Origin of the sequence: Marinobacter sp. ST-43, from assembly GCF_030541085.1 — a bacterium.
GTDB lineage: Bacteria > Pseudomonadota > Gammaproteobacteria > Pseudomonadales > Oleiphilaceae > Marinobacter > Marinobacter nauticus.
Genome location: NZ_JASSVO010000003.1, coordinates 321,370 through 339,882 on the forward strand (window position 1 = coordinate 321,370; position 18,513 = coordinate 339,882).

The following is an 18,513-nucleotide window of genomic DNA, read 5'->3' on the forward strand; positions in this document are numbered from 1 at the left end:
TACAGCCAGCGAAACACAGCGCTATAACACCTTGTATTTTATGGACAAAAATGATGGCACACATTTAGCTACACACTTTCGCAGTGCCTGGCGATTTCCGGGCAATCCTACAACTGTGAGAAGTAAGGTGTGGACAATGCTTAAATTTATGAAAGGAATCGTAGCGGCGGCAACTTTTGGATTCGCCGCAACTGCCTGGGCCTTCCCGGTCGATCTTGAATCGGTTTCAGGAACCTGGAACTCACCAAGCAATGGCAGCAACGTTACGGGCGTGGGCACTGACACCCTGCGCTGGGGAACCGGCGAAGTTACCTGCACCGGGCACTTGTGGTGGAAAACCTGCAACGAAGGCCCACAGAGTGGCTATGGTTTTCAGGGCCCTGCCAGCCTGCCACAGACCATCACCTCAGACGATCCGTTTGTGTTGGGAACCTTTACACATTTCAACAACCGGATTACCGGTGAAAGCATCACCGGCGTGAGCCTGGATGTATTCGCCACCTTCTCCACAACGGTAAGCAACAACACGGTAACCGGCCCCTATACCTTTGACTTCATTCACAACGAAACACCGAATGTCGGTCAGGAATGCTGGTGGGGGTTCTGCTGGAGCGTCGAGCAGGACGTTGATGATGTCGTTATTCTTGACAACATGATTGAGAGTTCTGAGTTCCAGTTCGGCTCCAACATCTATTCTCTGTCTCTACTTGGCTTTGCCAATGGCCTGAATGAAATTGAAACCCAGGAAGGCAAGGCAACCTCTGTCGATCTGCTGGCCAAGCTGAACGTTCGCTCCGTTCCGGAACCCGGCACTCTCGCGCTGCTGGGCCTCGGTCTGGCCGGCCTGGGACTGGCGCGCCGCCGTAAGGTCTGAGCAATCCCCTCTTCGCCGGCAGTACCCTGTGCTGCCGGCGATTCCTACCTCCCGTGATCTGAATCCCGAATCCGCGCATAATAGTGGTATCACCCAGTCACCACGAATCGGGACATTATGGACTCCATCACACAGGCTGCACTTGGCGCTTCCATTGCGGGCGCGGTTGCCGGCAAAACCCTGGGACGATCAGCCCTTCTGACCGGCGCCCTGCTCGGCACATTACCCGACCTGGACGTAGTCATTGACTATGGCACAGCCGTTGCCAACTTTACCCAGCATCGGGGGTTCAGCCATTCCCTGTTTATTCTGGCGCCACTGTCTCTGCTCATCGCCTGGGGTCTGTGGCGCTGGAAACCGCTCATCTCCTATCAGCGATGGCTGGCTCTGGTTGGCCTGATCCTGCTCACGCATCCGTTGCTGGATGCCTTTACCACCTACGGTACCCAGCTGTTCTGGCCCATTGGCCGGCCCGTGGCGATCAACAGTATCTTTATCATTGATCCGCTCTATACGTTGCCACTGCTGGCGGGTTGCCTGGCCTTTCTGTATCGACCACCGGCTTCGAGAACCGTTGCAGCCGGACTGCTTCTATCCAGTCTCTATCTCGGCTGGACCCTGGTTGCACAGCAGATCATCACCGAGCGCGTGCGACCGGCCCTGGCGAATGCCGGTATGGAGCAGGCAGCCCTGATGGTTCAGCCCATGCCATTCAACACTGTTCTGTGGCGTGCCACGGCAGTCAATGCCGAGCAAAGAATCGAAGTTGTAACCGGTTTTCTTGATGCCAGCGATGAGCTGGTGCTGGAACGCTTCCCACGGCAGCCGGAGCTTGCCCGCCTTGTCGCCGAGCTTCCGGAATCCCGGCGGCTGGAATGGTTTACCGGCGGTTTTCTGGACTACCAACAGAACGGCACTCAGATAACCGCAACGGATATCCGGCTGGGCATACCCGGCGCTCACCCCTTCACCTTCATCCTGGCTGAAACCGCCGAAGGCGGACTACAACCACTCGCCAGTGATCGCCTGCCCCGCCCGGCGCTTAACCGGGCCGCCCTGCCCCTGTTGTGGGATCGAATGACCGGCCAGGTGCCGGTACTGTGCCTGGCGACCCTATCCGTTCCCAACCAGGGGAGCTCTTGCTGATGCGGCTGGACCAGTATCTGGCGAACGCTACAGAACTTTCCCGCAAGGAGGCAAAAAAGGTGGTGTCGGCGGGGCGTGTGAAGGTGAACGGAGAAACCTGTCGGCAAGCCAATCGTCGGGTGGAGGCCGAACAATCTGTTCATCTTGACGGTACGCCGGTTACCTTACCCGGCGATATCTACCTGATGATGCATAAACCCGCCGGGGTGCTCAGTGCCACCACTGACAGCAGTCAGCCAACCGCTCTCGACCTGCTGCCCGGTAATCTGGCCAGTCGGGTTCATATGGCAGGGCGTCTGGACAAAGACACCACTGGCCTGCTGTTGCTGACCAGCGATGGCCAATGGTCCCATGCGGTCACTTCACCCCGGCGGGAATGCCGCAAAAGCTATCGGGTCTGGCTAGCTGAGGCTATCCCGGACGAGGCCCGCCGGGCGCTTGAAAAAGGCGTCATGCTAAACGGTGAAACCACGGCGACCAGGCCCGCCGAGGTCCGTGTGCACAGCGACAAGGTCATCGACCTGACCATCAGCGAGGGCCGTTACCACCAGGTTAAACGAATGCTGGCCGCCGTTGGCAATCGCGTGGAAGCCCTGCACCGCTTCCGCATCGGCAGCATTGAGCTGGACGATGCCCTGGCGCCCGGAGAATTCCGGGCACTGACAGCTCAGGAAATCCGATCAGTGACCGAGTGAACGCCACCCACCTAAGCGCGCTCAAACCTCTGGGCTTCCAGATTTTTCCGCACCGAACCCGCCTCAAACACCTCGCCATTCATGGCAATATAGACCCCCGCCGGTAACAGCGACACCGCGGCCCAGGCAAAGCCAACGTTGAAGATAGCGTCGGTGCGCCGCATACGCGCGGGTTGCATGGCGCCTGTCAGCACAATCGTGCGATCGGCTACCGATTTCAGTACCTCGGCGGTCTGCGCCATGGTATCAGTGCCATGGGTAATCAGGATACGCTGGCTGGCCGAGGCCTTGACTGCGGCCAGAATGGTTTGACGGTCCGCATCGGTCAGTTCCAGGCTGTCCTTGCGCATCAGGGGGCGAACCTCATAGCCGTCATGGATGTTGGATTCCGTCAACAGTTCCGGCAACAGGCTGTCCCCGATTTCAAACTTGCTGTTGGCATCAAAATAGACCTTATCGATGGTGCCACCGGTGGTCAGTATCTCAATCATGGTCTGAGCTGTTCCTTTATTGTGAGGACGCCGTGGTGGTTCGAGACTGTTCTGCCTCTGCCGCCATCAGAGCTGAATTTTTTTCCTGTGCATAACGCTTCGCGGCCGGCGCCACCGAACCTGGTTGACCCGTGGCAAGCCAGCGCTTGATTCGGCCGGCATCGCCCATCGGAGACCGGGTACCCAGAGAGTCCAGCAAAACCGTGATCACGGGCGTTCCGTTCATCTCAGAGACCATCACCAGACAACGCCCCGCCTCCGTCAGGTATCCGGTTTTACTCAGGCTCACGCCCCAGCTGTCCCGATGCACCAACGCATTGGTATTGCCAAACGACAGGCTGTACCGGGGTTTGCGGAACTCGGCCCGGTAGTAGCCGGTGGTCGAGGCCTCACGAATTTCGGGATGCTTGAGCGCAGCACGCGCCAGGATCACCAGATCCGCTGCCGTGGACACATTGCCGGTAGAGAGACCGGTCGGGTCAACAAATCGGGTCTGAAGCATCCCCAGGGCTTTGGCTTTGGCGTTCATCTCGGCCACAAAACCGTCAAAGCCGCCGGGATAAGTACGTGCCAGAGTGTAGGCAGCAAAGTTCTCGGATGACATCAGGGCAATCCGCAGCACGTCGCGGCGCCGAAGCTGAGAGCCCACCCGGATCCTGCTCCAGGCGTTCGCAGCAGCCTCGACATGACGCTTCTCGAAGGTCAGCCACTCGTCCATATCCTGGCCGGATTCCACCACCACAAGCGCTGTCATCAGCTTGGTAATCGACGCTACAGGCACCGGACGGTCGGCATGCTTCCCGAACAGCAAGCCCTCCTGGCCAACCTCCGCCGCAGCTGCCTGCACCGACGCCAGGTTCGGAACCCGCTCCGGACTGGCAGCACTCTGGCAGGACACCGCCAGGAGAAAGACGACAACAGTGAGAAATACGGAGTAACGCATGGTGAACTACCTGCCTCTCGGGCCTTAACTGGGAATTGATCGATAGCGCGAACTATATCAGCGCACATGGGCCGGGCGCAGGTCTCATTTTCAATCATGCGTTTTAAACAGCAAATGTAAAAAATCTTAAATTCATGTAAAATATTAGTCAAATCAATTCGTTACATCTCGTTAATTATTGTAACCAGAGTGTAACGGTGCCGCTTTTCAGTTTCAGGATGCGTTCAGGATGGACTCTCCGTCGCTCGGCCAGACTCTCTCCAGGGAAACCCGCTCGGGCAGATTACCAGCGTGGCTGCACCAGTCATTTCCGTTTGTCATCCTTCTCCTGGCCATCACGTACGGACTTGCCACCACCTTCTGGCAGGAACTGCCGACCCTGTCGGTCAGTCCTTCGGTTCAAACCGACAGCTCCGCAACCGGCCCCCGGATCACTGGCCAGATCGAATATCTGATCCATCCTCTGGGCAAGGTACTGCAAGACAAACTCTGGCAAGCCCAAGCCTGGAGCCGCACGGATACCCGCTATTCCGGAATCGGCTACCCCTACAAGCCCGCAACTTTCCGCCTGACACTTGAGAACCCGGCGTCAGAACCTGCGACCAGCCAGGTGACGGTGCCCGCACCCTACCTGGATCACCTGCAGCCGGCCCTGATTCACCCGGACGGCCAGATTGAACGCCTACCTGCGATGGGCGATCGATATCCCTTCGATCAACGCTACCTGGCGTTGCCGCAGTGGGTCTGGCCGGTCACGCTGCAACCGGGCACCACCACCCTGCTGATGGAAGTGCAGAATCACGGCTCGGTACTGTTGCCAGTCATTCTGTCAGACAGCGCCGAGGCTCTCGGTGCCGGCACCGCCATCACCGCCTGGAAGTCCTTTGTCACCGGCCTGCTGGTGTTTGCCCTCTTACTCAACCTGAGCATCGTCGCCAAGCTCCGCCGACCGGGCCTGGCCTGGCTAAGCGTGCTGATGATCAGCGTTATCTACAGTCAGCTGGTGATGGATGGCCTGGGGCTGTGGCTGATCTGGCCGGCAGTGCCAGAGCTCAATGCCCTGCTCAACATCAGTCTGCCGCTGTGTCTGATCGCGCTTTGCGAATTTACCCCGCATTTTCTCCAGCTGGCCCGCACTGAGGCCCGGATACTCCGGGCCTTCAGCCTCCTTGCCGGAGCGCACCTGCTGGCTGCGCCTCTGGGCTTTCAGTTCCTGGGACAACACGCCTTCCTGATGAGCAGCGCCATCGGCGGGCTATTCATTTTTGCCCTGAGCCTACGGCAGCTGAACAGCCATGTTTACGCCCGCTACTATGCCCTGTCGGTGCTGGCAATCGTGATCGGGGCTGTCACCTCATCACTTCGCACCGTTGGCTGGTTGCCCGTGAATGCGTTGACTGACTCTGCTTTTTTCCTGGGCGCCGCAACCGGCTCCCTGATCCTGACCAGTGGTGTGGGTAAATTACTGCTGGAAGAACGCAAGAAACGCATGAGCTCAGACATACGGGTTCAGGAGGAACAGAAACTCCGGGCCAGCATCGAGCGCGATTATGACCGTTTACTGAAAACCCACAGAGTAACCGGCAAGCCCAATCGGCCCATGCTGGAGGAAACCCTGGGCGCTCTGGACTGCCATAAAACCCCCTACACCCTGTGCATGATTCGCCTGGCCCGGTTCAATGAACTGGAACAGGCCCTGGGCTACCGTGCCGCAGAAGAGCTCCTGAAGCAGTATCTCCGACAACTCAACCGGTATCTCAAGCAAACGGTGGGCGATCAACTGGTCATGATCAACGGTTACAGCGTGGCTACCCTGGACACCGTCAACCATGCCTTTGCCCTGTTGCGCCACCCCGACGAGGCGCTGGAGAGACAACGTCTGCAAGCCATCAGCCGCTGGTTGTCCGAGAATTTCCGCGAAGGCCGTTTTTCATTTTCCTGGGCCGCCTCGGTTGGCGTCGCCCACGCCCCGGAACACGGTGCTGAACCGGCCGGCGTACTCGCCTGTGCCGGCTTTGCTTCACTGGATGAGAGCCTGCCGCTGGTGGTTTATGATCCGGCCATTGCCGAATGGCAATACCGCCAGCAAATGCTGATGCTGGATGTGGAACAAGCGCTGCGTTCCGGCGAAATGTGGCTGGAGTACCAGCCCAAGATCAACATCCGCGATGGCCGGATTGGCTCACTGGAAGCCCTGATTCGCTGGCAGCACCCGGAATTCGGCAGGATATCGCCCAGCCAGTGGATTCCCCTGGCCGAGGAAGTGGGGATCATTCACACGGTTACACTCTGGGTGCTGGACCGTGCCTGCAGGGACAGTCACCAGCTCCGTGAACAGTATGGCCGCGATATCACCGTAGCTGTGAACATTTCCGCCAAGGACCTGGCCCACAGCCTGTTCCACGAGGAAGCCGGTGCCATCGTTCGACGGCACAAGCTGGAACCGGCCAATGTCAGCCTGGAGATTACTGAAACCGCCATGATGACCGATCCGGACACGGCCCGCAGTACCATCCGAACCCTGAGCGCGATGGGCTTTCGGATTGCACTGGATGACTTCGGATCCGGCCACTCCTCACTCGGAGCCCTGGCACAGTTCGAGCTGGATGAGCTGAAAATCGACCGCAGTTTTCTGGAGGGGGTACTGGATTACCCCTCCAGACAGAAAATACTGCGTGCCGCTCTTGAGCTGGGCACAGCCCTGGATCTGGATGTGGTGGTCGAGGGCGTGGAAGACGAAACCATCGCCCTCTGGCTACACCAGTTCCCGGGCTTGCACGGGCAGGGCTACTACTGGGGCCGCCCGTTCAGCCTGGAACACAAAAACCGTTAACTGCCGATTATTACCGTTCCACTGCCAACGGTGACACCGCCGCAGGATACGGCACTACCGGTAACCGCAGCCGGCTTGCCATTGATCATCACGGTACCGGAACCGGCCGCAATGGCCCGGGGATGGGGCGGGTGCTTGGGCTTCGAATGGGGTTGCAGCGGATCGCCAACCCGGGCAACCGGTTTGCCGTCAACGAGAACATCGGGGGAACCGGCAATCACCGGTGTGGGCGGAAATCCCTGATGGTCCATACCGAGATCGCCCAGCAATACTATCGCCTTACTCATGGATTGATTCCTTTCATCATTGAGTCCTGGGTTGCCATCCTATACCGAAATCCGCACGGACCCAAGCCCCGCACCAGCTCAGTGCATGCTGAAAGATGCAGATACGACTGACCTGCATCAAGGGGGCTGCCCGCGGTCCGTTCTACACTTCTTTCACACTCATCAGCCATGGAGGCCGTCATGTCATCGCCAATTGAACAAGCTCCGGCGCCCAACGAGGCAACACCAGGCTCAGCCTTCCAGTGCTGGCAGCAGGGCTATGGCGTTATCCGGCACTCCGAACAGACCTCCGCCAGAGTCCGGGAACTCGCTGGAAAACTGGTTAGTGCCGGGCACCAACCGGATGAAGATACGGTGTACCGGAAGCTGATCGCCCTGGACCGGCTCACCAGCGCCGGCCTGTGGCTGGTGGTGCACATGACCTATTGCAACCGGGTGGACATTGCCGGCGCCCCCCTGGTCGCCCAGGATTTCAAGGCTTCGCCGGAAGGCCATACCGGAGGCGCCCTGAACATGGTGCCTGCCTACGCGGCCTACCTGGCCCTCAACAACCTGACCGGAAAAACCCGCAGCTGGCTGATGGGACAAGGGCATTGTGTGGCCGCCGTGGATGCACTCAACGTTCTGACCGGCAATCTGCATCCCGAGCAACGCGCCCGTTACCTGGCGCCTGAGGGGCTATCTCGACTGGCCTCCGACTTCTACAGCTATCGCCAGAAACCGGATGGCACGATGGCGGCGCCCCTCGGTAGCCACGTGAACCCCCATACCGCCGGGGGCATTATCGAAGGTGGCTACCTTGGGTTTGCCGAGCTGCAATACGCTCATATGCCTCTGCCCGGTGAATCCCTGGTGGCCTTCCTTTCCGACGGAGCCGCTGAAGAACAGCGCGGCAGTGACTGGATACCCCGGTGGTGGCGGGCCGAGGACTGCGGACTGGTCTTACCAGTGATGATTGCCAATGGCCGTCGCATTGAACAACGAACCGAGCTTGGTACCCGAGAGGGTCTGGAACGGTTTGAGCAGCACCTGCAACACCGGGGCTTTGACCCGGTACGATTTGACGGCCGTGATCCCGCGGCCTTCGTCTGTGCCATGTACGACATGGAGCAGGCACTAGCAGCCCATGGCACTGCTGCGCAACAAGGTGAGACCGGCTACCCGGTTCGCATACCCTACGGTATCGCAGAGACCGTGAAAGGCTATGGTTTCTATGGCGCCGGAGAAAACGCAGCTCACAATCTGCCTCTGCCCGGCAATCCTCGTATGGATGCCATATCCCGGGAGCTGTTCAATGAGTACGCAACACCGCTATGGGTAAAGCCGCAGGAGCTAAACCTGGCGGTATCCGAGCTGAATGAACACAGCCAACAGGGCCGGCCACTGGAGCGGGATCACCCGCTGGCGCTTCGCCGCCCCTCGGAACCTGCCATTCCGGTTTTGCCCTGGGCTCAGAACAAATGCTCACCCATGACTGCCGTTGATGAATTCTTCAAGGCTCTGGTCGCGGACAACCCGGAACTCCGGCCCCGGGTCGGCAACCCGGACGAACTCGCCAGCAATCGACTCAAAGGCGTGCTCGACAGCCTCAAGCACCGCGTGAACGACCCGGAGAACGAGGCCGAGTCAGTACACGGCAAGATCATTACGGCACTGAATGAAGAGGCGGTCGTCTCTGCCTGCCTGGCCAACAAAGCGGGATTGAATCTGGTGGCCAGCTACGAAGCCTTCTGCGTGAAAATGCTCGGCGCTATCCGGCAGGAGTTGATCTTCGCCCGACATCAGAAAGAAGTGGGCCGGCCACCGCAATGGCTGGGACTGCCAGTGATTGCCACCTCGCATACCTGGGAAAACGGCAAGAACGAGCAATCCCACCAGGACACCAGCTTCTGTGAGGCTTTACTGGGAGAAATGAGCGATGTCTCCCGGGTGATTTTCCCGGCTGACTACAACAGCGCTCTGGCGATTCTGCCATCGGTTTACCGGGAGCGGGGCCGCATCAGTTGCCTCGTTATCCCGAAACGGGAGCGCCCGTGCGTCTTCAACGGCAGCGAAGCCGAAGCACTGGCAAAACACGGCGCACTGGTGGTGGACGAGGATACCTCGGCTGGCGAAGAACCCCTGCTGCTGATTGCCAACGGCGCCTATCAGCTTTCCGAAGCCATACGGGCCTGCGAGCGTTTGCGCGAGACCGGCACACCGTTCCGGCTGGTCTATCTGCAGGAACCCGGGCGCTTCCGCCAACCCCGGGATCCGATGGAAGCGGCCTCCTGCCTGACCGAGTTTGAGCGGGAGCGCCTGTTCCCCCATCGCATGCACCGACGGGTTGCCCTGACCCATATGCGGCCGGAAGTGTTTCGCGGACACCTGCACACGCTGTTCCCGCAGCCCGGCCATTCCCGGGTACTGGGCTACATCAATCGGGGTGGTACCCTGAATGAAGCGGGCATGCTGTTCGCCAACCGTTGCTCATGGGGCCATGCCCTGGCGGCCTGCGCCGAGGTGATGGACAAACCTCCCGGAGAATGGCTTTCCAGCGCCGAACTGGCCGCTGTGGAGGGCCGGGGTGATCCGGGAGTGATTACCCGCGGGCTGCCTTGAGCCGGTTACGTATCGCGGTTTCCAGCTCCAGCACCACCAGGACCACGACACCGGCCACCACGGAAAATGCCAGCTGCTCCAGGCTCAGAGCAGCGGTGGTAAAGGTGCTCTGGAACCAGGGCAGATAGGTGAACAACAGCTGCAACGCCACGACCGCCGCGATCGCTGCCAGCACAACGGGCGTGCCGAGTACCCCCCGCAGGGTAATTGAGGCGCTATCAAGATAACGCACCGCAAACAGGTAAAAGACCTCCATCGCCACCAGGGTGTTGACCGCTAATGTGCTGGCCAGCACCGGATCCTGATGGCGATGCATCACCCAGAACCAGGCCGCGAAGATACCCACCAGAAACAGCAGGGAGACAAACGCTACCCGCCAGACCACAAAACCCTGCAGCAAGGATTCATCCCGTGGTCTTGGCGGTTGCCGCATGACTCCGGGCTCGGGCGGTTCAAACGCCAGAGTCATGGCCAGCAGCACTGAGCTGACCATATTCACCCAGAGAATCTGCAAGGCGGAAATAGGCAGCGTGAGGCCCAGTAACAAGGCGGTGATCAGGCTGACGGATTCACCGCCGTTAATCGGAAGCATGAAGGCGATGCCTTTGCGCAGATTAGTGTAAACCGTGCGCCCTTCCCGGACAGCCGCAGCAATGCTGGCAAAGTTGTCATCCAGCAGCACCACCGATGACGCCTGCCGGGCCGCTTCCGAACCCTTTACGCCCATGGCAATACCAACATCAGCGCGCTTCAGTGCCGGTGCATCGTTGACCCCATCACCGGTCATGGCCACCACACCGTGCAGTGCCTGCAGCGCTTTCACTAACCGAAGTTTGTGCTCGGGGCTGGTGCGGGCAAACACATCCACCTCTCCGGCCAGACTCCGGAGCTGATCTTCATCCAGGTCATCAAGCTCTTTGCCGGTCAGTACCCGGTCGGCATTACGCAGCCCGAGTTTTCGGGCAATGGCACCGGCCGTCAGGGCGTGGTCGCCGGTAATCATCTTCACCCGAATACCGGCATCGTGGCACTCTTTGATAGCGCGGATAGCCTCCTGCCGGGGCGGATCCAGCAAGCCCACCACCCCCAGCAATTCAGCGCCCTGTTCCAGCTCTTCCAGCACCAGTTCCCGGCTGCCTTTCGCCATTGGCCTGCGCGCCAGTGCCAGCACTCTCAGACCTTCGGAAGCCATCTCCGTGATGACCTGTTCCCAGTGCTCTTTGCTCAGCGATTCGGTTCCACCATCCGGGGATACCTGGTGCGCGCACATAGCCAGGATCCGTTCCGGAGCGCCTTTGAGATAGGCAATACCGTGGCCGTGGTGGTCATGGTGCAATGTGGCCATGAACCTTATGCGGGTATCGAAGGGAACCTCATCAACCCGTGGCCAGGCGGAGGCACTGTCCACATGATCAAATTCCGCCTTGCCGGCAAACACTTTCAGCGCGGCTTCCATGGGGTCACCATGAATAGAAGGCTGCCCGTCTTTGCCAATAATGCTGGCGTCGTTACACAGTGCCGCCGCCCGGGCAAGCTCAGCCAGCACCCCGTCGCCGGTGACCGGCTGACCCTCCCGGCAGACCATGCCATCGCGACCATAACCTTCGCCGGTAATCTCATAGCGCTCACCAGAGGTCACAGCTGTGGTCACCATCATTTCGTTACGGGTGAGCGTGCCGGTCTTGTCGGAGCAGATGACCGATACCGCACCCAGGGTTTCGATCACAGGCATCCGGCGAACCACCGCCTTGCGACGGGCCATCTGGCGTACACCAATGGCAAGGGTAATGGTAAGAATGGCCGGCAGGCCTTCCGGAATGGCTGCCACCGTGAGCCCCACCACCGCCATGAACAGCTCCCGGAATTCCAGGCCACTGAACGCCAGGCCGCCAAAGAAGATGACAATACCGGTGGCGATGACAATCAGAGAAAGCCCCCGCGCAAACCGGTCCATCTGTTCCAGCAGCGGAGTTTTAAGACTGGTGGTATCAGCCAGCAGGCCGGAAATGCGGCCGATTTCGGTATGCATACCGGTACGTACGACAACGCCCCGGGCGGTGCCCGTGGCCACCATGGTGCCGGAGAACGCCATGCCAGTCTGGTCGCCGAGGGCCGACTGCTCTTCCACCGGATCGGGGAACTTGTCCACCGCCTCGGATTCGCCCGTCAGGATAGCTTCCTCAATCTTGAGGTTGTTGGTTTTTTCCAGGCGAAGATCGGCGGGCACACGGTCACCAGCCTCCAACAGCACGGTATCACCAGGTACCAGCTCGCCGGCATCCACCTGATGCTGGCCGCCGGCCCTGACAATGCGGGCGCGGGGAGCCAGCATATGACGGATAGCGGACAATGCCTGCTCGGCCCGCCCCTCCTGGATGAAGCCGACCAGGGTCTGGACAATCACCACCGCCAGAATCACCCCGGCGTCGACCCAGTGTCCGAGAGCACCGGTGATGGCCGCTGCGGTCAGCAGTACATAAATCAGGAAATTACGTAACTGGCGACCGAGCCGGGCCAGGGGGCCGGACGTCCTACCCTCTGGCAACTGGTTGGGACCAAACCTCTCATACCTGGCCCGCGCACTTTCGTCGGTCAAAGGCTCCGGCGCTTCCAGAAGAACCCGCGCCTGTTCTGCGGCCAGGGCATGCCAGGGCTGAGACTGTGCGCCCCCGGCTAGTGTCCGCTGTGAACCTGGCGTGCTGACTTCTGACATATCCCTGCTCCCTGCCTAAGGTCTGGGTCAACTACACAGGATTCTGCCGATACCGCCAATGCGCCAGGTCAAACCGAAGGCTGGTATAGCCGCGCCCGGTTGGCTATACCGGATCGACCGTTCGGTTCCCGGCACCCGGCAAGGTCTTCCGCGCCGCAGACCGACTGTTATCAACCGTGTATTCCCGGCTCTTGACGGTATCCACGAAATACCAGTTAGCCAGGGCTTCGTCCTGAGTGAAAGTAACCACCATATAACCACGTTGATTGATGTTCAGATAGTCCAGGCCATCCACCAGCAGGCCAATGCCCTGCTCCGCATCGGCAATTAGGGCATCAGGCAGCCCCAGATAGTCCTCCAGTCCGGGAGAAGACACCGAGGCGGTGGCAAATTCCACACCCACCTGGTTGCCATTCATATCCTTCAGGTTATTGGCCCAGGCGTTATGGGTATCTCCGGCCAGCACCACCAGGTTTTTGTCCAATTGCCGCGCCATGCCAAGAACAACTTCTCTCTCTGCCTGATAGCCGTCCCAGGCATCGAGATTGTAGGGCGCGGCCGTGCTGATTCGGCTCAGTTCCTGCTCGGTGAGTGTGGGGTCGCCCTGCAGGGCTCGGAATTTGATAGTCGCGAGTTCCGCCAGGGCTTGCGGCAGTTCCGAAACGTTCCCCGTGGCAATACCCAGCAACAATTCCGCAGGCAAATCCATACGCCCCATCAACACCTGCTGCCCCAGCACCTGCCATCGCCCGGACGACGTGGCCAGCTTGTTCTGCAACCATAAACGCTGTTCAGCACCCAGCAGTGTCCGGTTTGGATCAGTCACATCGGCCATGAATTGCTGTGCATTCAGCCCGCTTTCACTCAGATAATTCAGGTAATCCAGCTGCTGATCGCGCCCGATAATGCGCGTATCAAGCATATGCAGATCCACCAGGTCGCCAAAATGGAAGCTGCGATAGATGGCCTCGTCATTACCTTCGATCACCGGTCGGATCGGCATCCACTCGAAGAAGGCCTGCAGCGCCGACAGCTTGCGCTGATCAAAATCGCCTTCAGAATCATCGTGATTTTCAGCACCGTTACGCCAGGTATCGTTAGCCACTTCATGGTCGTCCCACACCACAATGAACGGTAACCGCTGATGGGCCAGCTGCAGATCCGGATCCTGTCGGTAAATAGCATACCGGCGGCGATAATCGGCCAGTGTCAGCAACTCCCGGTTATTGTTTTCCGGGAAGGTACGGCCCAAAGCCTGGGCATCTTCCGAGGCATAGCTGTCCGGGTCACTGCTGTATTCATAGATATAGTCGCCCAGATGAATCACAGCATCCAGGTCCGCCTGGTTTGCCACTTCCCGGTATACGTGAAAGTAACCGGCCGGGTAGTTGGAGCAGGACACCACGGCCAGTCGCACCTGCTCTACCGATCCGTCCGGCAAGGTAGTCGCGGCACCTACGGGAGAGGTGGCACCCGAGGAGCGGAACCGGTAATAGTAACGCTGGCCCGGCATCAGCCCCTGGGCATCCACCTTGATGGTGAAATCATGGGCTTCGGTGGTTTCTGCAGTACCTGAACGCACCACCGAGGAAAATTCCGCATCGGTGGCGATTTCCCAACCTACTTTCACCTTGCTGCCACGCTCGGGCACGGCACGGGTCCAGAGGATAACGCTGTCCTGTAGCGGATCGCCACTGGCCACACCATGGGTAAAATCAACCCGCCGTTTGTCGTCGCTGTCCAGCACACACCCCGCCAGGCCGGTGGAAATCGCCACCGCCCCCATACCCAGTGCCGATGCTTTCAGAAAATCCCGTCTCGTCAGTCTAGCCATTGTCCACCCCTGTCATGTTCGTCATATGCTTTTTATCGTGTCCGGAAACCAAAACCGGTTGGCCTGAAAAGCTAGACCAGAGATATGAAGAACGCGTTGCCGGATTGCGACAGGGCTGTGGCAAATTCCGACAGGTGCATCGCAAGCAGACAGCAGTCACAGCGAGTAGGGTGAGGCGTTACCGCCTCATCCCTCTCACAGAACCGTACATACGGGCCACGTATACGGCTCATGCCATTAACTTACCCCGAACTCGGGGACGGTGATGCCGGTTTTGACCTTCGCAAGATCCATCAACTGCAGGTCATTGTGCAGGTAGGTGTTGGGCAGGGCCAGACTGGCCAGTGGAGATGCCGCATTGCGCCAGCTTTGCATCTTGATATGCCGGAACGGGGGTTGGTAACCCAGCTGTTTCAGCCTCCGATGCAGCCGACTCGGCTTTTTCCACTGCTTGAGCTGGATGCAGCGCAGGCGCCGCCTTAGCCAACTCATCACCTGCTTTAACACCCGCGCGCAGTTCGCCACCCGGAAGTAGCTGACAAAGCCCCGCAACACCGGATTCAGCTCACGTATAATGGCCGCGAGTCCGATGCCCCGGTTTCGCTTCGTCAGTGATTTCAGCTTCTGCTTAAGCCTGACCACCTTCTTTCCCTGTATGCGGGTGTACTTGCTATGTATCACCACGCCCAGGAACTTAACCCCTTCATCACTATGGGCGATGTGGGTTTTGGTGGTATTGACCGTCAGCTTCAACTCATTTTCCAGATAGCGCCGGGCAACCCGTAACGCATTCTCCGCGCCCGCTCGTGAGCCGCACAGGATCAGGATGTCGTCCGCGTAGCGGACGATCCGGTGACCCCGGGCTTTCATGAACTGGTCGAAGGCGTCCAGATAGACGTTCGCAATCAGCGGGCTGATCACGCCGCCCTGCGGGCTTCCCAGCTCCGTTTCTTCAAGGTGGTACCCCACCATCACGCCGCTTTCCAGGAACTGGCGCAGCAGTGACAGGACACTGCCGTCCGTGATCCGTTGGCGGAACTGGCGGATGATCAGGTCATGGTTGAGCGTGTCGAAGCATTTCGACAGGTCCATGTCCACAACCCAGTCACGCCGGTAGCGGCGGATAAACAACTCCGCCTTGCCGATGGCGTGGTGACCACTGCGTCCCGGACGATACCCGTAACTCGACGGGTGGAAATCCGGCTCGAAGATCGGTTCGATAATACGGCGCAGCGCCTGTTGTACAACCCGGTCCCGAACCGTCGGAATGCCCAGCAGACGCTCACCGCCGTCATCCTTGGCGATGGCTACGCGCCTGACTGGTTGCGCCCGATAGCGCTTTTCCTTCAGCTCGAGCAACAGGCACGACAGCTCCACCTCCAGATTCGCCTCAAACGCACTCAGGCTCTGCCCATCGATTCCGGCCGCGCCCTTGTTGCGTTTGATGTGTCTGAAGGCTTCATACAGGCGCTGTTTTGACAGCAATTGCCCGTACAGACTGTAGTATTTCCTCATGCCTGCTCATCTCTGTGGTGACGGCTTCGGGGATCGGTCTGGCTGCCGGTCTGTTTCAGGCGATCCGTCCGGGTACTAGCGCTCTGGCAATCTGCCGCCACGGTATCGCTCTACTCCCTTGTTCGGAGAACACCAGAGCACTGCGTTCCCGCAGCACCCCGATGCACGTCCCTGCCCCGTCGGGCAGCTTGTGAACGCAGCGTCCACCTGTTCGCTCGTCGTCCGTCACTCTCGTTAATGACTTCCGCCCTTCGCATCCGACCAGAGCTTTTGACCCTGACCGGTCCGCTGAACCTCCGCCAGCGGTCATTCCGGTTTTGTCCTCCACGCTGTTACCAGGCTTCTCAGGCCGGAACTTCCTCACTACTACGGCTTCATCTGCCACCTCGCACCGACTGCGGCCTCGGCTTTCACCTTGCGCCACAGCCTCCGGCATCGCCGGATTCGGTGTCAGGCTTCCCCGGTTACTGCACCGGCTCCCTGTTAACGATGCCACCCTCAAACACAGCACAGGTCTGACTGAGTATCGGGCGTCGCGCTATTTTGCACGCTAACCCACCTGAGCTGCCGAAGCAGGTTCACTTGCGTTGTGTACCGTTAACTTCCTATGGCTTCCTTCAGACCCCACCGTTGGCCAGTGACGCCCTTGCCAGTCGGATTGTCTTCCCCTCAGTCGGGGTGACGCCACCTTCTTTCAGATGGCCGGGTTTGCCGGCTTCGCCGGGCAAACAAAAAACGGGAGCCGAAGCTCCCGTTATGACAGAGTGAATAACGTGTTTGGCTAGCCGCTGACGAACACCGGCCCGAGCCCCAGATTCCAGAGAATGACCGAACCGACACGGGTGGATACCAGGATCACCAGTGCCACCGTGAGTAGAGCCCCTCCGTACATGACCGCCCGCTCCTTTTCGATGCCCATGACGATCGGTAAGCCGTCGTACATCAACCAGGCGCCGTAGCAGGCCGCCGCCAGGAACACCACAGCATTGAACCAGGGCACCGGGTACAGCAGCGCGAAACCGGCCAGGAACAGTGGCGTGCAGGAATAGGCTGCCAGGGCAATACCGTTAGACGGCACGTGCTCTTCCTTGGCGCCATAGGTTTTCGCCATCCAGTTAATGGCGTACCCGAGGGCGAAGACCCCCACCAGCATGGCGAGGTAGGTCAGAACGCTCATCTGGAGCGCACTGATTTCGGTGAGCTTGATCAGCCGTTCGCTACCGATAGACCAACCAAAATGGGCCGTCGAGATGTAGGCACAGATTGGCGCTATGGCCGCCAGAACGACGACGTACGCCACATAAAGACGAGTTGGATGTTCGTGTTCTTTCTTGATGGATACCCACTCATCTTCCGGGTGGGTGAAGAGACCAAACGCATGGGACAGAAGCATAAACCACCCCCTTTATTGCTGTTGTTGGTATGGGTGGATACGGTGCCCGAACCATTTCGGACTTAAAACCGTTCCTGTTCTTAACTATAGTCAAGAATCAGATTCGGGAAAGCCGGCATTGATTCTCTTTACTTATCAGATCCGGCCTATAAGACCGTTTTGTTCTGAGAACAGGACACACCAGTGAGTCTGGATCGATTTTCTGGCTGCCAACGTAATCATGGAAGTGTCACCAACCCTGGCAAGGAGTAACAAACGCGATGATCCGCATCAGAACCGCAGTACCCACAGCAATCCTTTCCCTTTTTATGACCAGCACACAGGCGCTTGCAGAAATGCAGACCGAAACCATTGAATACACCGTAGACGGCGAAACCTTCACCGGCTACCTGGCCTGGGACGACGAGTTTGACCAGAAACGCCCCGGCGTGCTGGTGGTACACGAATGGTGGGGCCACAATGAGTTTGCCCGGGAGCAGGCGGAAAAGCTGGCAGCCTCCGGCTACACCGCCTTCGCACTGGATATGTATGGCTCCGGCAAACAGGCCGACCATCCGGATACCGCCCAGAAGTTCATGCAGGAAGCCACGAGCAACATGGAGCAGGTTAAAACCCGCTTCCTGAAAGCCAAGGAACTTCTGCAGAACCATGACAGTGTTGATCCAGACCGTATTGCTGCCCAGGGCTATTGCTTCGGTGGTGCCGTGGTCCTGAACATGGCTCGTATGGGCGTGGATCTGGATGGCGTAGTCAGCTACCACGGTGCCTTGGGCAGCCCGCTGCAGGCCGAAGCTGGCACGGTGAAAGCAAGAGTGCAGGTTTACACAGGCGGCGCAGATGACATGGTTCCCTCGGAACAGGTAGCCGGGCTGGTTCGGGAAATGCAGAATGCCGAAGTGGATCTGACGCTGGTCAGCTTCCCTGGCGTGAAGCATTCCTTTACCAATCCCAATGCCGATAAGGTGGCGGCAGAGTTCGACATGCCAATCGCCTATGATGAAGCGGCTGCGCGGCGCTCATGGCAGGGCACCATGCGCTTTTATGAGGAAATCTTCGGGGAATAAACAGTGTCTAGTCCTGAAATAGGTTTACACCTATTTCTATTGAAACGCCCGGTGCACCGCATCGGGCGTTTTGTATTTCAAGGCAAGATGTGGTCGCCTTGTGTTATAGGTCTGCACGGACTGA

The 18,513-nt window shown here is 59.0% G+C and carries 13 protein-coding genes; 6 read left to right on the top strand and 7 right to left on the bottom strand.

Going from position 1 to position 18,513, the window contains the following annotated elements; all coding sequences use genetic code 11:
- Window positions 1–136 precede the first annotated feature (136 nt).
- The 3 genes from QPL98_RS07525 to QPL98_RS07535 all read left to right on the top strand — a co-directional run bounded on the left by QPL98_RS07525 (window position 137) and on the right by QPL98_RS07535 (window position 2,715).
- Window positions 137–874, top strand: a complete 738-nt coding sequence (locus QPL98_RS07525; RefSeq protein ID WP_303293007.1) for a THxN family PEP-CTERM protein — start codon at window positions 137–139, stop codon at window positions 872–874.
- A 117-nt stretch (window positions 875–991) separates the two neighbouring features.
- Entirely contained in the window at window positions 992–2,020 is a 1,029-nt protein-coding gene (locus tag QPL98_RS07530; RefSeq protein ID WP_273031764.1) for a metal-dependent hydrolase, read from the top strand.
- The gene (locus QPL98_RS07535; protein ID WP_273031762.1) at window positions 2,020–2,715 is read left to right on the top strand and encodes a pseudouridine synthase; all 696 of its coding nucleotides are present in this window, start codon (window positions 2,020–2,022) and stop codon (window positions 2,713–2,715) included. The genes QPL98_RS07530 and QPL98_RS07535 overlap by 1 nt, the downstream gene beginning before the upstream one ends.
- An 11-nt stretch (window positions 2,716–2,726) precedes the next feature.
- Here QPL98_RS07535 and QPL98_RS07540 read toward each other — a convergent pair whose 3' ends face one another.
- Both QPL98_RS07540 and pbpG read right to left on the bottom strand, forming a co-directional pair.
- On the bottom strand, window positions 2,727–3,206 hold the full coding sequence (locus tag QPL98_RS07540; RefSeq protein WP_273031761.1) for an asparaginase domain-containing protein: 480 nt from the start codon (window positions 3,204–3,206) through the stop codon (window positions 2,727–2,729).
- A gap of 16 nt (window positions 3,207–3,222) precedes the next feature.
- On the bottom strand, window positions 3,223–4,149 hold the full coding sequence (gene pbpG / locus QPL98_RS07545; RefSeq protein ID WP_273031760.1) for a D-alanyl-D-alanine endopeptidase: 927 nt from the start codon (window positions 4,147–4,149) through the stop codon (window positions 3,223–3,225).
- A gap of 229 nt (window positions 4,150–4,378) precedes the next feature.
- Between pbpG and QPL98_RS07550 the strand changes: the two genes are divergently transcribed.
- Window positions 4,379–6,982 (top strand): EAL domain-containing protein, encoded by a 2,604-nt coding sequence (locus QPL98_RS07550; protein WP_303293008.1) that lies wholly within the window; start codon window positions 4,379–4,381, stop codon window positions 6,980–6,982.
- On the opposite strand, the gene QPL98_RS07555 is transcribed toward QPL98_RS07550, so the two are convergent.
- On the bottom strand, window positions 6,979–7,269 hold the full coding sequence (locus tag QPL98_RS07555; protein WP_014422872.1) for a type VI secretion system PAAR protein: 291 nt from the start codon (window positions 7,267–7,269) through the stop codon (window positions 6,979–6,981). The two genes, QPL98_RS07550 and QPL98_RS07555, sit on opposite strands and share 4 nt — an antisense overlap.
- A gap of 180 nt (window positions 7,270–7,449) precedes the next feature.
- Between QPL98_RS07555 and QPL98_RS07560 the strand changes: the two genes are divergently transcribed.
- A complete protein-coding gene (locus QPL98_RS07560; protein ID WP_303293009.1) occupies window positions 7,450–9,870 on the top strand; it encodes a xylulose 5-phosphate 3-epimerase in 2,421 nt (806 codons plus the stop codon).
- Here the strand turns inward: QPL98_RS07560 and QPL98_RS07565 are convergent.
- The 4 genes from QPL98_RS07565 to QPL98_RS07580 all read right to left on the bottom strand — a co-directional run bounded on the left by QPL98_RS07565 (window position 9,851) and on the right by QPL98_RS07580 (window position 17,325).
- The gene (locus QPL98_RS07565; protein WP_303293010.1) at window positions 9,851–12,583 is read right to left on the bottom strand and encodes an HAD-IC family P-type ATPase; all 2,733 of its coding nucleotides are present in this window, start codon (window positions 12,581–12,583) and stop codon (window positions 9,851–9,853) included. The genes QPL98_RS07560 and QPL98_RS07565 overlap by 20 nt on opposite strands.
- Window positions 12,584–12,686: 103 nt before the next feature.
- Window positions 12,687–14,417 (bottom strand): alkaline phosphatase, encoded by a 1,731-nt coding sequence (locus tag QPL98_RS07570; protein ID WP_303293011.1) that lies wholly within the window; start codon window positions 14,415–14,417, stop codon window positions 12,687–12,689.
- Window positions 14,418–14,654: 237 nt separating this feature from the next.
- Entirely contained in the window at window positions 14,655–15,932 is a 1,278-nt protein-coding gene (gene ltrA, locus QPL98_RS07575; RefSeq protein ID WP_303293012.1) for a group II intron reverse transcriptase/maturase, read from the bottom strand.
- A 781-nt stretch (window positions 15,933–16,713) separates the two neighbouring features.
- Window positions 16,714–17,325, bottom strand: coding sequence for a Yip1 family protein (locus QPL98_RS07580; RefSeq protein WP_011787018.1), 612 nt, complete (start codon window positions 17,323–17,325; stop codon window positions 16,714–16,716).
- Window positions 17,326–17,585: 260 nt separating this feature from the next.
- Between QPL98_RS07580 and QPL98_RS07585 the strand changes: the two genes are divergently transcribed.
- Window positions 17,586–18,389: a dienelactone hydrolase family protein gene (locus tag QPL98_RS07585; protein ID WP_014422877.1), complete on the top strand. Its 804-nt coding sequence runs from the start codon at window positions 17,586–17,588 to the stop codon at window positions 18,387–18,389.
- Window positions 18,390–18,513: the final 124 nt, after the last annotated feature.